This window comes from Pantoea sp. (assembly GCF_032114055.1).
Taxonomy (GTDB): domain Bacteria; phylum Pseudomonadota; class Gammaproteobacteria; order Enterobacterales; family Enterobacteriaceae; genus Pantoea.
Map to the genome: position 1 here is coordinate 452458 of NZ_DAMCTB010000001.1, position 16979 is coordinate 469436.

Consider the following 16979-nt stretch of genomic DNA (forward strand, 5'->3'; position numbering starts at 1 on the left):
ATATTGGCGCGATAAATTCCCTTAAAACCCCCGGTTTTTGACGCCTCTCACTCTTTTTATAAAACCCTGTGTTCCCCGCTTCTGCCCTGTAGCATTAAATGGTAATTTGCAGCGCCATTTCTCATCAGAAACCCGTCATCATGCGTCTCGATATATATACTCTGTTTGTCTGCGAGCTCTATGTTCTGGGGTTTCTGAGCATTATTATGGTTTTTGCCTGGCTGGGTTCGCAGTGCGATCGCGTGCTGGGTTTTACCAGCCTGTCGCTGATTTTTACCCTGATTTCCGTGTTACTGAGTAGCCTGCGCAGCAGTGGTTTGCACTTCCTGCCGATTGTGGTTGGCAATGTTGTCGTGATGCTCGCCTATGGCGCATTGCTGAATGCCTTCCGGCGCTTCTGCGGCAAACCGATCGGTCATCACTGGTTACTGGGTGCCCTGATCTGGGCGATTCTTTGCTGTTTTCCGGCGTTTTACAACAGCCTGCCCAGACGGGTGGTCATACTCTGCATCGCCTGCATCCTCTATACCGCGGCCCTGATTCAGCTGATGTGGCAGGCCCGCGAGACGCTGAGAGTCACCTTCTGGCCCGCGCAGTTGTTGCTTTGGATCCATCTGCTGTTTCATCTGGCGCGTTTGTTTGTGGATAGCGCGATCCCCAGCGCAAAGCCGGGCGCGATTGGCGGATCAGCCTTCTCGGTTTACGTTATCCTGGAGTCCATTCTGTTTGTTATCGGGCTGGCGTTTACCATTCTGGCCATGGTTAATGAGCGGATGCAGATAACGCTGAAACAGACTTCACTGCACGATCCTCTCACCAGCGTGTGGAACCGACGCGCCTTGTTTAATGAAGCGGAGAAAATTGTGGCGCGATGCAGGCGTCAGAACCGGCCCTATAGCGCCATTCTGTTCGATCTGGATCATTTTAAAAGCATCAACGATCAGTATGGCCACCAGCAGGGTGATAAAGTCTTAATCCACTTTTGCGGGATTGTCAGAACGTTGCTGCCCGCTGAAGGACGCTTTGCGCGCATGGGCGGTGAGGAGTTTGCGGCGATACTGCCCGCGGCGGCAGAAGAAACAGAACGCTGGTGTGAAGCGATTCGCCTGGCCGTCTGTGCGTCGCGGCCCGACACGGTCGCCTATTCGGTCAGCATCGGGTTTGCGACGGTCACACATGCGCAGCGGGGGTTTGAAGACTTACTGGCACTGGCAGATGCCGCGCTCTATCAGGCTAAGGCCAGCGGCCGGAACCGCACCGAACAACATCAGCATCCTGTCGCTATACATTAATGGTGAGAATCGGGCGACCGGCGGCAGCGTTTGTCATAGTGACGCAGCCAGTAGTAGCGATCTTCCACTTTTTCACGACCACTGACACGTGCGCCCACCAGCCATAATAGCGCACCAATAAAAATGCTTAAAATCGCGCCCTGCGCCAGAATCTGCGGCATATTCAGGGTGGGCAGCTGGTTTGCAATGGAGACACCCACGCCCAGAACCATCGTGACTAATCCCAGTATCATCAGGCTGTTACCCGCCATACGGCAGTGTTGATGTTTCATGCTGAACCTCCATCCATACAGGTTAAGAACCGCACACAATGTTAAGTGCCATAAGTTTAGGCAATGGCTGACGTGAACGTTGCGTACTGGATCACACATCAGCCATAAAGGATTGCGTGGTACTGACGGCAGCCTATTGATTCAGATAGAAAATGATTAATCACCCTCCTGAACCATTTCGCGGCTTCTGCTTTGTCATCTCGCGCAGAGCGAAGTAAACTAACGCCCTTTCGCAATAACCGCAGGATAATCATTGTGAGCAGCATTAAACTGATTGTAGGCCTTGCCAATCCGGGCGCTGAATATGCCGCCACGCGTCATAACGCGGGTGCCTGGTATCTGGATTTACTGGCTGAACGTCACAATCAGTCACTGAAAGAGGAAAGCAAATTCTATGGCTACACCGCCCGTCTGGCGATAGCCGGAGAGGATGTGCGTCTGCTGGTGCCGACCACCTTCATGAACCTGAGCGGTAAGGCGGTAGCGGCGATGGCGACTTTTTATCGCATCGCCCCGGAGGAGATCCTGGTGGCACACGACGAACTCGATCTGCCCCCTGGCGTGGCAAAGTTCAAACAAGGCGGCGGCCACGGTGGCCATAACGGGCTGAAAGACATCATCAGCAAGCTGGGCAACAACAACAACTTTCACCGTCTGCGTATCGGCATCGGCCATCCTGGCGACCGCAACAAGGTGACCGGATTTGTGCTGGGCAAGCCGCCCGCCAGCGAGCAGAAACTGATCGATGATGCGATAGATGAAGCGGCGCGCTGCACTGAACTGTGGCTGAAAGAGGATCGCATCAAGGCGATGAACCGGCTGCACGCCTTCAAACCGGCTTAAACGCCCGAAACATCGCGTTTCCGTGTATAATGCGCGAAATTTTCAATTCGTCTCCGACAGTTCGTCGTCTGGCGCACTGTCCATCCAGTCATAAAGGGTATTAAACCATGGGATTCAAATGCGGTATCGTGGGCCTGCCGAACGTCGGTAAATCCACTCTGTTTAACGCGCTGACCAAAGCGGGTATTGAAGCGGCTAACTTCCCCTTCTGCACCATTGAGCCAAACACGGGCGTTGTGCCAATGCCTGACCTGCGTCTCGATCAGCTCTCTGAGATCGTTAAACCGCAGCGCGTGGTACCGACTACCATGGAATTTGTCGATATTGCTGGTCTGGTGAAAGGCGCGTCAAAAGGTGAAGGTCTGGGCAACCAGTTCCTGACCAACATCCGGGAAACCGAGGCGATCGGCCATGTGGTTCGCTGCTTTGAGAACGACAACATTATCCACGTCGCAGGGAAAGTGAACCCGGCTGAAGATATTGACGTGATCAATACCGAGCTGGCGCTGTCCGATCTCGACACCTGTGAGCGTGCGATTCAGCGCGTCCAGAAGAAAGCCAAAGGTGGCGATAAAGATGCGAAGGCGGAACTGGCTGCGCTGGAGAAGTGTTTGCCGCACCTCTCTGAAGCGGGCATGCTGCGTTCACTGGATCTGGATGCGGATGAGAAAGCCGCCATCCGCTACCTGAGCTTCCTGACCCTGAAACCGACCATGTACATTGCCAACGTCAATGAAGATGGTTTCGAGAATAACCCGTACCTGGATCAGGTTCGCGCTATCGCTGAAGCGGAAGGGTCTGTCGTGGTTCCGGTGTGCGCTGCGGTTGAGTCAGACATTGCTGAGCTGGAAGATGAAGATCGTGACGAGTTTATGGCTGAACTGGGTCTGGAAGAGCCGGGCCTGAACCGCGTGATCCGCGCCGGTTACGCCCTGCTGAACCTGCAGACCTACTTCACCGCAGGCGTGAAAGAAGTTCGCGCATGGACTATCCCGGTCGGCGCGACGGCGCCACAGGCAGCCGGTAAAATTCATACCGACTTCGAAAAAGGCTTTATCCGCGCCCAGACCATCGCGTTTGAAGACTTTATCGCTTTCAAAGGCGAACAGGGTGCGAAAGAAGCCGGCAAGATGCGTTCAGAAGGAAAAGAGTACATCGTGAAAGATGGCGATGTGATGAACTTCCTGTTTAACGTCTAAATAAAATTTGTTGTCTCATGAGGTTTCGCTGAACCTCATAACAACGGAGAAACCCTATAAAATCCACGCAATTGCGTGGATTTTTCATTTCATAATGTCTCAAATCATCTCGTAACAACGCTGTCAAAAATGAGTACATAGATGAGTACAACATTCTTCCATCTTCATTTTAAGTGAGTACAATAACGGTATAGTAATTAAACAAGGCCCCGTTATGCTCACCGATACGCAATGCCGCACTGCCAAGCCGAAAGAAAAACTCTATCGACTCAATGATTTCAATGGTCTCTACCTCGAAGTGAAACCCAATGGCAAAAAGGCATGGCGCTATCGGTTTAAACTCAACGGTAAATCCAGCATGTTTGCGCTGGGTGAGTACCCGACGGTCAAACTTGCTGAAGCCCGCGAGAAATGCGAGCAAGCGCGTAAGCAAGTCGCAGATGGAGTTAGCCCGACACAGGCTCGTCAATTAGATAAGATCCGCAAGGTCAATGACGCTTCTAACACCTTTGAGCTGATCGCCAAAGAGTGGTTGCAGATGAAAGACTGGGCCGAGATCACCAAAACGCGCCGACTGGATATGCTTGAACGAGTGGTTTTTCCCGCAATCGGTAAGCTCCCGGTCAGGGAGATCACCCCACACCACATTCTTAAAATTCTTCAAGAAACTGCTAAACGAGGAGCACCGACAGTTGCCGCTGAAGCCCGTCGAACCATTTCATCAGTTTTCGAGTTGGCAGTAGCGACACTTAGAGCTGATAGCGATCCTATCTGGCCTGTGCGCAAGGCCATTCCGGCCAATAAGACACAGCACAAACAAGCACTGAATCCTCTGCAAATCGGGAAGTTATTAAGCTGTTTTGACAATAGTCGTGGTTCGTACCAGGTTAACTATTGCATGTGGCTTATGTGGTGGACATTGTCGCGTCCTGCAGAAGCCACCGAAGCAGAATGGACAGAATTCGATCTTGATAACGCCCTGTGGACCATTCCGGCAGCGCGAATGAAAGCCCGCCGAGAACACGTTATTCCCCTACCCTTCCAAGCTGTCAAAATGCTCAGAACACTACAGGGATTAACCGGGCATCGGCAGCACCTTTTTCCGGGCAGGGATAATCCGTTAGGTCCAATGACATCGCACTCGCTGCGCCAGCTACTTAAAAGCCTCGGCTGGAGTGGAACTTACAGCCCACACGCAACCCGATCCACAGGCAGCACACGGTTAAACGAGATGGGCTATCGACCTGATGCTATCGAAGCTCAGCTTGCGCACGCTGATACCAACAACGTTCGCCGCACGTACAACCATGCGACGTATCTTGATGAGCGAAAGGTTATGATGCAAGACTGGGCAGATAAACTTGAAGGATGGGTAGGAAGCACACACAGCAATATTGATGTTTCGTAAACATAATGCATTGGTGGTTAAAACTGATTATTACGATTATTCTCAAAAAAATATAAAAATTACTTTTCGACCTACATTTTTGTAACCATCCGATTTACGGATATTGTTTGTTGTACTCACCCAGCGCTATGTTCCCCTTGTTTTTCCGTCACTCTAATAACACAAGGCTGACAAAACGAATGATGTTTTCATCTCTCCTGAAAGCGAAAAAGCCACCTTTTAAGGGTGACCTTTTCATAACGCCGCTGCATTCTGACAAGCATTCGAATACACGCCTTCGATAAATGAATTTTTACACCTCAGAATGACAACCCGTCAATACTAGTGATCATATGAAGACAATTCAATCCATCTGTCGGATTTTTTAAGTGGCGAGTTAATCATCCTCTGGTGATTCGTCCAGAAACATCTTACGGTAATGATACACTTCAAAGGATTCCCCCTTGTCTTTATAACTGCTGATAAAGTAGCAATGCGTTAAATACTTTAAAAGGATCTCATTACCTTCAGTTTTGAGTACTTTTGCTCGTTTGGTTTTATCCGCAATCAAATTGTATTCTTCCGACACGAAGGCCATAAGTGCACGATTGATGTATTCAAAAGGCAGTTTTTCAAACTCTAAAAGATGATTCAAGAACACAAGCCGGGTGTCATCTTCCGAAACATTAAGAAGAAGAGCCATACTGATCTTACTATTCACGCTTATATGGTCGAAGAAACTATTGGTATAGTGCGGCCAGATAATGTCGATGATTGAAACTTTAGTCGTCAACGCTATATCGTCATCATTGAGCACAAGCTCAATAAGTTCATTATCGAAATCTTCGTCATCTTGCAAGTAAAACTCAATATTACTTTCAAAAACAGCAACGTTGTTTCTAATCATAAGCGACAGACACCCATTGAGGCCCTTGCTACGTTGTCCTTCATAAATACTGAGTACGTCTTTATAGAGCGCTTCTGACAGCAAAACTCTGTTGCTGTCACAAAGTGCTTTAAATTTTGTCAGTGGCAGGTCACTGACTGCTTGGTCGATGCTCACAGGCAGCACGCTAATCAACTGTGCATACAACGCGTCTGGCTTATCTGCTGCTGAAATGATGTGATTTACAACATTATCAACAGACTCCTCAGGAACACTGACCTTATGGCCTGAAAGCGCCTCCGGATGGTGAGCAAAAAACTCCCACAATATCTCATCGTCGACATCGGTAAACATATAGTCAAAGATGTTATCCCAGTTGGCAGCGACACGCCCATGTTTAAACAAGAGGTCATAAACAGTGAATGACACTCCATCTACTACAGATAACCTGATATTTTCAACTGTCGACAGCTGCTGAACTTCAAAATTCATGCTTTCAATGATAATTTCTTTGGAATGCTCAGTAACATCTGAGTTAATGAGTGAAATAACAGACTCAACGTTTTCCTCAGAATGAATGAAATATTCAAGGATAAACATCTCAATGTTTTTATTTACAGCCTCAGTTAAGCATGGGACTTTTTCACTAATGATTAAGGTATACGGATTGCGCGATAGCTCCTCAACATTCTTTCTGTTATCAGAGTACGCATTAAACACTGCAGTGAGATTATTAATATTAAACACATACAGAAAATTCTCTGCGATAAACTTCACCAACACACGTTCACTTTCACCGCTAGCTTCACTGACGCTATCGAATACAATGTTGAGTTCTTTTAATTTTATGCTGAATGACGCAATCTCATCGGGTTGTATGTATGTAAAAAATGTAGTATCTGTTTTTAATTCATGCAGATAATCCTGAACAGCACTTTGTCGGGTAATGTTTTCTATCAGACCAAAACGAAGAAATGACACAGATAGCTGCTGATAAAAATCATCATCAGAGTCTATGTCACGGTAAGTGCTCATCGCCTCCGTCAATTTACCCAATGTCTTTTCATTGCCTAAAGTTAAATTAATTAAATCTTGATAGGTATCATTACTGAATTCATAAAAATACGTCCGCATAGTGCGAACAATTAACCCGGGTGAGCAATGATTGAATAAGTGAATAAATACATCACGGGCAAAATCAACTCGGCAGTTGATCAAAAAACCAATTATATGCGGATGAAAAATCCCTTCATAATATTTAAATGATAGTGACTCAATTTTATCCACAACATTGGAAACGTTATTCAGATGTATATCTTTCAATTCCTCAAAATTCACCTTGGCAGCGACCTTCTGGATATAAACGTTATCTGATTTACTTAAAGCACCTGCATGGAAGATAGAGCGATACTGCATATAATCCTGCTCTATGTATCCATTTGATAACATGAAAAACAACAATTCCACATTGAAATTGATCGCCGATGCCTTGGCTGTATTTTTACTTAATCCATCATCTGCTGATGGTACTTTGAGCAACCATTCACGCAATTTTGTTAATGTAATTTTTTCGCATAAATCATGAAGGGATATACCTTTTCGTTGAGAAAGAACACGCTGTGTATTTAAAATACTTTTAGATAATTGCTCAATTGTTTTCTGATTTTTGTCTAAAATGATAGGTGAACGCTTGTTGTATTCGCGTAAACTTTCAGACCGCTTGTCCCGTGAGATTGGGAAGGCATCATGATAGTGATACCCGTTTCTTGCATGAGAGATCGCTGTTCCAGATGGAAGCTCTCTGTTCAGAAAATCACAGAACAAAGATTCATTTTCACAAAGTTCAACAAAGCTCCAACTATTCCCAATCTGCCCATGCTTATTATGGCTTATATAAAACACTGTGTTCGCTTCAATTTGTTCAGGAAGATAACGTCTTAGGATTTCAGCCCTCAGATTTAAACTGGATGTTTGCAATTCTTCTTGTGCTTTCTCTAATTTTTCTTTCTGTTGAGAAATACTTATTTCCAAATCTTTAAAATACACTTCATGTAGTGCTCTCTTAGAGTAGGCATTAACTACTCTGTATAAAAAACCATCCTGATTATCAAGAAGAGTAAAATCTTTGGTGCATAAGTTTTTATACATTATCAAAGAAAATAACTTTACATCAGAAATCTCACCCGTGATTAATTTTTTAAAGATATTAAATTCATTTATAACATTATTCATTACCCGCATATCAGTCAGGTAAAGGGATACCTTTTTGAAAAACTGTTCTTTATCTGCTGCATTAAAATTTATAACTTTACCACTTAATATATCGTAAGCATTCTCACTATCTACTGCGGGTATAATTGGCACAATGAAATCAAAAAATTTAGTTTGTGATTCAGCATCCTTTAATAAATCCTCCCTGACTGCAAAAATAAACTTAATAGGTTTCTTTTCCAAGAGACTGGAATTATTTACTACTTGATTTATTTCTCGGAGTTTAATAAAAATATGGCCATTATTTAAACGATCCAAATCTTCAAATACGACAACCCTATATTTTGTTTTAAGGAAGAAATAAACAATCTCATCAATATACAAATTTAGCAGGGAAGCCGTATTCTGTTTTTCAGCTGCAATTTCCGCCTTTAGGAGATTTACTTTATCAAGCGCAATTTTCCTGTCAAAAAATCCTATCCGATAAAAACGGGATAGTAAATACCAACAAATGATAAACGATAGCGAACCAATACATCCCCAACGCCATACCGGATGTATAGCAATGAAGTGACTTACCTCTGACGATAATGAAAACGTGCTGACGATTTTTTGAGGAAACAACAATGTAGTGACAACAATTGCCAGTGCGAGAACAAAAAACAGCAAACAAGATGTTGTTAGTATTTGCCCAACACTTCGAGTGTGGATGCGCTCTACCCGCGAATCTGGCAGCGTACCTTTATCCACTTTGTATAAAATCTGCTGCAATATGCTGTATTCAATGCTTTGTTCTTTTGATAAAGACTCGGAACTCTTTAACGTCTCATCCGTTTCAAAGTTTGCCAGTGAGATAGTCACGTGCTCATCCGCTGGTTTTAAACTTGTAAACCTGAGCCAATATTTCAGGCGGTGCCACAGCCGCTTTCGCCCTTCAATTTTTTTAAGGTATGAGAGAATAACCGAGCTTTTGCCGGCGCCATAGGGGCCTGTGATGGCGATGTTCTTCACATCATCCCGGCTGAGGGCATAATCCAGCGCCTTAAAATAGGGTTGATAGCCCTCTTTATCAGGATCGACAATCGGGGTTAGTGTTTGGAATTCATTTTCCGTTACTACAGTTTCAGCCCCGGCAATCGACGATTGCGTTTCAGGTGGATTTTCCGTCCCGGAAATGTTGCCTGAAGCAAACTGGAATCTTGCGACTGCTTTGTGTAACCAGTCTGCGGCCGTTTTCAGCCCAAAAGACAGCGCCATTGAGTGTCCTCACAATCACGAATATTAAATTCATAAATTGGAGACAATCCTAGCATAAATCAAAAGAATCATGTGGTTAAAAGAATAAGCTAGAACCTGTTTTTTATAGCATTTTTCACGCTGCACAGGTTTTGCCCACGATAGTGTCACAGATTACGCTCACTCAAGATCAAGCTTATGGTACACCCATGCTACATATCTGCCACGCCCATCACCATATCCGAGCTCCATCGATATTTACTGACTAACGTTGATACGCCCATTTAGATATCCTCATTGTCGGGTTCAATGGCTTTTATCTTCTGGGGGTAACGCAGCATTAACTCTAATGCCAGCTAGGCATCCTGCAGTTCATCTTTAGCGCCACTGCGCGAGAAGGCTTGCCGGTAACCTGGGACAAAGCGTGGACAGAGAAAATGATGATAAAGGAATATTTTTGAAGAGCATATACCACGAGGCCCTTCTTCAGTTCGAGAGCTATTGCGATTCTGTCTTTTACCTTCTGGTGTAACTCAGTAACCCAGACATCAAGCGCTTCTGCTGTATGTTCAATCACATGGAACACGCGTTCACCGTTTTTAAACTGAACAAAGACTTCGTTTTTTTATCTACCTAGTCCAAACTAATGTGTGTAGCAAACTGATTAGTGACAGTCATCACCAACTCTTTTTTATTAGGGATTGGTATGCATTCCACGTTCTTCGCAAGAAATATAGCCAGCAGTTTATCTGCATGCCCTGAGTATTCGTTAGGGAACGTGGAGCACCTACTGGCTTGAAAGAAAAGCGGCGATCACCGCATGATTCTCGCTCAATATTCGTAACCAGTAAGCGCATACCGTAAATCACTTTAAAGTGTAATTCTCAGGGTACGAATGACTATATCTCACTCTTAGCAGACCTCTCGGCTCTTCAAACGGTCCGTTTTGTGCTGTGAGTTCAATGGGTCGATGCAACTAACTACTATACCCGTCATACTTGAAGTTTTTGAGTATATTTATTTATAAATTGAATTTTTTAAATATTGTGTTCCTTCTGTTGATTGGAAGAACAAAGTTAACTCCAAAGTTTTTGTCAGAGCCATAACAAGCTATCAATTTAGAAAAAATATCATGATATAAATCATCTTTTAAAGAATTATCGTAAAGATACTCCATGACATAGCGTGAAATATAACCTGCTAGAACATCTGCAAGCTGAATTCCCGCAGATTTTTTTGAGTCTGGGAATTTTAAATCCAAGTCCGTTTTTATATTAAAATCCGTTGTTGGATCGAATGGGTTTTTTACGCTTGAATTTTTTAATTGCTCCGAGCAGAAAATCAAAATATCATCAAAATGATCCTGTTTGTCATGAAAAAATGTCACATCAGATATATCACCATTATGGTGCTTATTTACTTTCCCCATGAGGTTGAACCATGAATGCACATGAGGCAATAAGTGTATTTCATTACCTTTTTTGTTAATGTCAGGTATAGGAACAAGATTTTTTATTAAATCAGTGTTTGATGATTTATTAGAATGATAGAATCTGATAGTTGATTGCAAGCAGCGCATAGCTTCAGATTTATACTTGAAAGTAAATTCTCTACTTTTGAAATAGTTTCTCAACTTTTTCATTGACCCTAGCAAAGCGACTTCGGACTTATCTATACATGCCTCAAAAAAAGACATGTAGCATTCTAGTGGTAGATTTTCTGATAAGTAATCAGAGAGTTCGTTACGAAATCCCTGAGCATTGATGTCTGAATCAAATTGTTGAAAATATGGCGGACAGATCTGCTGATTGACAATTGAGACAGCAATACAATATTTTTTATCAACAACCTCAACATAAAATGGTAATTCATTTTCTGCGATGTAATCAAATAAATCATAGATGAATTTTGGTTTTGATTTATATAGATTTTTAGACTTTAACTCTTCTCCTTGGATCTTGTGTTTGTTTTTTAATGAATCAATATATTTTTGAAGGTCATCGCAATCAAGAACTCCGATACAAGATAATGCAAAAAATGGTTGGTTAGCAAAACTCAAATCTGGTGGGATTTTAACCAGATCTCCAGTATTTCCACTCTCATCTAAAAAATATTGATTTGACATTTTTCCTCCGTGTTTATTAATGTTCTTCAGGGTAAGCAATTTTTATTTATAGAACTATTGATCCCAAAATAACTAATTTATATGTAGCTAATCTAAATAGCAGATCTTAATATCTCTACATCCTACAGGAGCCTTGTAGCACAAGAAAAAGTCAGCTTCATGCCCCGAAACACTTTTATATCAAGGCTCAGGTGATGAGTAGCAAAATAATCACCATTAGCTACTAAGTGTTCTATCATTTGGAACAGCTATTTAGCACTGCTGTTAAGCATACCAGAAACTTCCGCTCCTCGCTCACAGCGAACCTTCTGCTCAATGACTGAGGCCGCTTGGTAACAGAAGCGGTGCCCTGCCCCTCGCTTCTAGCAGAGCTTACGACCACTACGCTTGATCGATGGGCCAATAGCAGACAGGACGATAGCTCTTAATTTCAGAATGATGCCAAAGGGATATACGGATATGTCGCTGACTTGTTGCGAGTAGCGTCGATTTCCTGATTGAAATCATCAATAGATATCTTTTTGAAAGTCACACCAAGAAGAATCTCGTAATGATCAACTAGTTGAGTGAATGTACGAGCACCACCATGACGACCATCCTTGAGCGCTTTGTACAGAGTGGTATTTACTGATCTGATATTTGACGTAGTGGGGGCATCTTTTGACGCTTTTATGAGCTTCTGTAGGACAGTCAGTGTGGTTGATTCGCCTTTGATTTTCCTTTTCTCATCGTCCGTCAGAGAAATGAACGTTTGAAGTACCCTGATAAGACGTTTCATTCTTGGGTCTGATTCAGCTTTCAGCGGCTTTGTAACCCCGCTGCCACCCTTTTTACTATCACCGGAGGACTCGCCCGTAAGGGGGTTGTATGATGGAATTTCCTCTGGTCGCTGTCCGTTCAACTCGAACCACCCCTTTGCTGCATACAAGCCACAGGTAAAATACCCAGTAAGCTTCGGATTCTCCCTACAGGTAAACAGGAAAAGGTAATAATCCGTCGTTAGTAGTCCATCGTGATAAGCGGTTTTCGCCTGTCCCGGTAGCAGAACCGACCGGGTGATTGCTTCAACATAGTAGCGTTTATACGCCGCATCCCTAACCGCTTGAGTCGTCTTGCTGTACTCCTTTGGCCAATCCATTTAGCGCTCCAACTTGATGTTTTCAACGGTAACAAAAGTAGCAATGTAACATGCTGTCATATCAACGATCTCAGTGTTACCGCCCATTTTGAGCAATCGTATCAAAGTAACAAAAGGGGAATATATTGTGGTTCGTCGCCCTGTTATCGCTTTCCAGCCACCAGCCAGTACCTCTCGACAAACAATAGTATCAATTTCTGTCGGGTGCAGCTGTGGACGATTTGCTGCGGAGACGCTGTTAATAAGGAATTGTGGTGGATATTGAATGTAATAACCTGAAAATAATATAAATTAAATGCCAGCTCCTAACTGAAAGCAGGACAGGGTCACCTGCTGGCTATGCACATAATGAAAGTTCCTAGTATCCCGTCGAGTTTATGAACCCGGATAAGCGCTAATTGATTGAATGGTATCCTTTAGTGCTTTTTCTCAATCAAAAGGTATGGATGGGACCAGTCAGTTACCTCTTCATAAGAAACAAACCCATCGTGCTCCAGTGCGCAAACCCCCTTATGGCTGGCAACGTAATCGTAAACAGCCCGGCTTTCCAGCCCCTGTAACATGTGCGACAACAGCTTCCGGCGCATCACATCTGACTTCCTGCGTTTACGCAATGCCACATCTTTATAGGTAATGTTGAATGGTTGCCCTACCGCGTTGGTAACGCATTTACCGTAACGATTCGTTTTAGCTGTGCTTTCGTAATGATTCAGCAGTAAAGCCAGATCTCGCCTCAGGGGTTTCAGGAGGTGCTTCCAGCGTTTCAGTACTCGCTTTGCTTCTACCCTACCTAGCTCACTATTCAACAAGCGTCGGGTACTGGATTTAAGTGATAGCGTAACGAACCCGGCATTGAATACGCTGGAGAACCTAAATTGCTTTACCAACTCCTCTGCGACACGTAATACCCGGCAGATATATTGAGTTTCCAGCACCTCCAGCGATTTAGCCGAAATGCCAATACTCAGCAGCTCATGCCGTAGTATCTCAAGCTGGCATCCCTTGATGTCATAGTTCACACCACGTGCCAGACACGCCCACTTCATTTTAGACGGTAGAGTCTGGAAGCCTGTACCAATCTCAAAGGATCTCCCGCCGATGTACGCTGTTTTATACGACTGCCTGTAAGAAACCGTTAGCGGTGATTCCTTCACCAAATCCACACCTGTTTCAGCCAGTCGCGACAGGAAGTTGAAAATGAACATTTTGTTCTTCTTTGTGGGATACTCGTTATAGTAATCCAGCAGTGCATCCAGATTGATTTCAACCGGCTCAAGTTTGTTCCAGACACTCACTACCAGCTCCCTGAAGGCAACGTTAGGGATATCGCGTTTAGACTGCTTATGTTTGGCATGCTGCCCACGATCAATGGCAATCCCAATCAGCTCGTCAAATGAGTAACTTTTACGCTTGGTGAAAATGTCAGTCAGATAATGGTAACGATCCTTGCGGCTAAGATATGCCTCTCTGTCGGTGCCAAACAACTTACACAGAAAACGTTGAGAAACAGCATATTCCCGGCATGAGTGCTGAACATTAGAATACCCGGTTAGTTTGATGATTCCCGCGCTTGCCAATGCCTCGATTGCACGCTCATTGGTCGGCCCACTTTTCTTAAATACGCCGGGAAGTTTCTCCCGGCCTAATTCAAATGGAACAGGCACAGAATAGGACCATTTTTTATTCGCCTTAATCTTTGCTCTCTTCTTGTTTTTACGACTACAGGTCGACACACAAATAACATGCTGAAGGAATACTGCTATATTACGACAAAATGGACGTCGCAGACTTGGCACACCATTATAAGTAATACTGAAAACGACCGACTTGAAATAGTCCAGCGTTGAATCTGTCACAAGGATATTGTTATGCGTAATGTATGGTTTCATAATTCACCTGTATATTGAGATCAAAGCACCATGCCCTGACCCCATTTATTTACAACTGAGTTACGCAAATCTTGTGTGAACCCAACAAGGTTCAGATGCTAGATAATGATCATAATATTGGAGGCTGGAGCCTCGTGATAGCTGATACTGGATAATGGCTATAGTATGTAATGACATATATACAGTAATATAGAGATAGAGTGTATACAGAGCATAATAGATACATCTATATACCTTGCAGACGTAAATAGCGATTAAATATCAGCTTGGTCAGAATGGGATTAGCGGATACGTAAAACGTTACCGGTTATTAGGAGGTGCAACTCTCTTCCGGTGATATTAAATAGCGGTTGTAGGCGCATGTTATTCTCTGGTTTTATTCTTTTGAAACCTCGAATTTGCTCAAAACCGCCGCTCCTTGCAACTGTCAGAGTTAGGGAAAGCCATCGGCGGTTTTCCCCTACCATTGTACGAGATGCGAATCTGACACTAAACAGCAGCGGTAGCTAGCTGGTCTACTAGGTCAAAATCCGGAAACGTTGGGCGGTCTGGAAGGGTGTTTTTTTGTAGGTCACTCATTTCAGTTCTGCCTGTTAACCGATTAATCAGTGAAGTAACTGGCCTCTGAATCTGCCGGGCTGGTCTCCGTACAACAGGCTGATGACGCAGCGGACAGCATCCTTGCTTAGGGATGAATTGCTGGTGAAGGACAGCAACCCGACTCTGCGTTGAATGCAGAATTGCACAGTCAGAGACCAGGCTCGCCTACAAAGCCGCAATCACTAAATCACTTTTTTCAAAGCGCTAAATGTTTTCATCATGGTTAGCCTGCCAGTGCTGAATAGTGTTGATCGCCCATTTTTAGCAACTAGGCGGGTTAACGCATCTACATACCCTCCCGATATCCTCTTTGAACGATTTCAGCGAAAAGCTAATCAACAAATCTATGTTGCGTGACAACTCTGTTATGGCAAGATAGTAAATAAAAATTTCCTAAGGGAAGGAACAAAGTGGCAGCTAAAGAGCGTTACTGTTATCAAATCTTAAAGATCCACTCGGTAATTGTTGATTTTGATGGAAAACCGCATCTTTCCAAAGTCCCTGGGGTTGTTCAGGGAGAAACATTCAATCAGTGGAGGAGGAGAGTTCTAGGCCCAGAAGTGGATAACGTAGTTGTCTATTGCCCACAAGAGCCCAGCCCTCAAACTCGGATGCATAATCTGAGAGTAGCTGACCTGTCCCCAAGATTAGATACAACCTTCAGTTAGTAATGTCGGTTGGTTTTTCTTCATATTTCCCGTTTCGCCAGTCCGCTGCAAATTCAGCTGGCGTCTGGTAATCCAGCGATGAATGTGGACGGCACTCGTTATAATCCTGCCGCCAGTCGTTAATGATTTTCCTGGCGTGAACGATATCGCTGAACCAGTGCTCGTTCAGGCATTCATCTCTGAATCGGCCGTTAAAGCTCTCAATAAATCCGTTCTGTGTCGGCTTGCCCGGCTGGATAAGCCGTAGTTCCACACCATGCTCAAAAGCCCATTGATCGAGCGCGCGGCAGGTAAATTCCGGGCCCTGATCGGTTCTTATCGTAGCCGGATAACCGCGAAACAACGCGATACTGTCCAGAATACGCGTGACCTGAACGCCTGAAATACCGAAAGCAGCGGTGATCGTCAGACACTCCTTCGTGAAATCATCCACACAGGTCAGGCACTTGAGCCTGCGACCGTTGGCCAATGCGTCCATAACGAAATCCATCGACCATGTCAGGTTCGGCGCATCCGGACGTAGAAGCGGAAACCGTTCGGTCGCCAGCCCTTTACGGCGTCGTCTGCGTTTTACGCTCAGTCCATTAAGGTGGTAAATACGGTATACCCGCTTGTGATTGACGTGAAGGCCCTCCCGACGCAGTAGCTGCCAGATGCGCCGGTAACCAAAACGTCTGCGTTCAAGCGCCAGTTCAGTGATACGCTCTGATAAATGTGCATCAGCAGATGGACGCTGAGCGTCATAACGGCAGGTCGACAGGGACAAACCTGTAAGCCTGCAGGCACGACGTTGCGACAGACCGGTCGCATCACACATAAACTCAACAGCTTCCCGCTTCTGGCCTGTCGTCAGTACTTTCGCCCCAGAGCCACCTGAAGCGCCTCCTTATCCAGCATGGCTTCGGCAAGTAGCTTCTTGAGGCGGGCGTTCTCCTCTTCAAGAGATTTAAGCCGCTTCACCTCAGGGACTTCCATGCCACCAAACTTCTTGCGCCAGGTGTAGAAAGTGGCATCGGAAATGGCGTGCTTACGGCAGAGCTCACGGGCAGAAACCCCGGCTTCCGCTTCGCGAAGAATACTGATGATCTGTTCGTCGGAAAAACGCTTCTTCATGGGGATGTCCTCATGTGGCTTATGAAGACATTACTAACATCGGGGTGTGTTAATCAACGGGGAGCAGGTCAGATTATCTACAAAATGTCAGTTCACAACTAAGCAGCATACCTTCTAGAT

The 16979-nt window shown here is 44.7% G+C and carries 10 protein-coding genes and 1 pseudogene; 4 read left to right on the forward strand and 7 right to left on the reverse strand.

The window, feature by feature from the left end; translation table 11 throughout:
• The first annotated feature begins 140 nt into the window (after positions 1–140).
• Positions 141–1292 (forward strand): GGDEF domain-containing protein, encoded by a 1152-nt coding sequence (locus RT657_RS02135; protein WP_313652115.1) that lies wholly within the window; start codon positions 141–143, stop codon positions 1290–1292.
• Here the strand turns inward: RT657_RS02135 and ychH are convergent.
• A complete protein-coding gene (ychH, locus tag RT657_RS02140; protein WP_313652117.1) occupies positions 1289–1564 on the reverse strand; it encodes a stress-induced protein YchH in 276 nt (91 codons plus the stop codon). The two genes, RT657_RS02135 and ychH, sit on opposite strands and share 4 nt — an antisense overlap.
• Before the next feature lie 255 nt (positions 1565–1819).
• Here ychH and pth point away from each other — a divergent pair, with 255 nt between their 5' ends.
• From pth to RT657_RS02155, 3 genes are all read left to right on the forward strand, one after another.
• Entirely contained in the window at positions 1820–2407 is a 588-nt protein-coding gene (pth, locus tag RT657_RS02145) for an aminoacyl-tRNA hydrolase (protein WP_111140259.1), read from the forward strand.
• Positions 2408–2514: 107 nt separating this feature from the next.
• The gene (gene ychF / locus RT657_RS02150) at positions 2515–3606 is read left to right on the forward strand and encodes a redox-regulated ATPase YchF (RefSeq protein WP_128084712.1); all 1092 of its coding nucleotides are present in this window, start codon (positions 2515–2517) and stop codon (positions 3604–3606) included.
• A 214-nt stretch (positions 3607–3820) separates the two neighbouring features.
• Complete coding sequence (locus RT657_RS02155; protein ID WP_313652122.1) at positions 3821–5014, forward strand: integrase arm-type DNA-binding domain-containing protein; 1194 nt, start codon at positions 3821–3823, stop codon at positions 5012–5014.
• 376 nt (positions 5015–5390) lie between these two features.
• Here RT657_RS02155 and RT657_RS02160 read toward each other — a convergent pair whose 3' ends face one another.
• The 6 genes and pseudogenes from RT657_RS02160 to RT657_RS02185 form a co-directional block, all read right to left on the reverse strand.
• A complete protein-coding gene (locus RT657_RS02160) occupies positions 5391–9347 on the reverse strand; it encodes a P-loop NTPase fold protein (RefSeq protein ID WP_313652124.1) in 3957 nt (1318 codons plus the stop codon).
• 266 nt (positions 9348–9613) lie between these two features.
• Positions 9614–10004: pseudogene (locus tag RT657_RS02165) on the reverse strand (transposase); the annotation flags it as partial.
• A gap of 343 nt (positions 10005–10347) precedes the next feature.
• Positions 10348–11451 (reverse strand): DUF3800 domain-containing protein, encoded by a 1104-nt coding sequence (locus RT657_RS02170; protein WP_313652126.1) that lies wholly within the window; start codon positions 11449–11451, stop codon positions 10348–10350.
• 430 nt (positions 11452–11881) lie between these two features.
• On the reverse strand, positions 11882–12589 hold the full coding sequence (locus RT657_RS02175; protein WP_313652128.1) for a hypothetical protein: 708 nt from the start codon (positions 12587–12589) through the stop codon (positions 11882–11884).
• A gap of 416 nt (positions 12590–13005) precedes the next feature.
• Positions 13006–14478 carry a hypothetical protein gene (locus RT657_RS02180; protein ID WP_313652130.1) on the reverse strand — a complete coding sequence of 491 codons (1473 nt, stop codon included), beginning with the start codon at positions 14476–14478 and terminating at the stop codon, positions 13006–13008.
• A gap of 1260 nt (positions 14479–15738) precedes the next feature.
• Positions 15739–16859 (reverse strand): IS3 family transposase gene (locus tag RT657_RS02185; RefSeq protein ID WP_313652132.1). Its coding sequence is split into 2 segments (ribosomal slippage): positions 15739–16601 and positions 16601–16859, totalling 1122 coding nucleotides; the frame shifts between segments, so codons are not numbered across the junction.
• Between the last annotated feature and the right edge of the window lie 120 nt (positions 16860–16979).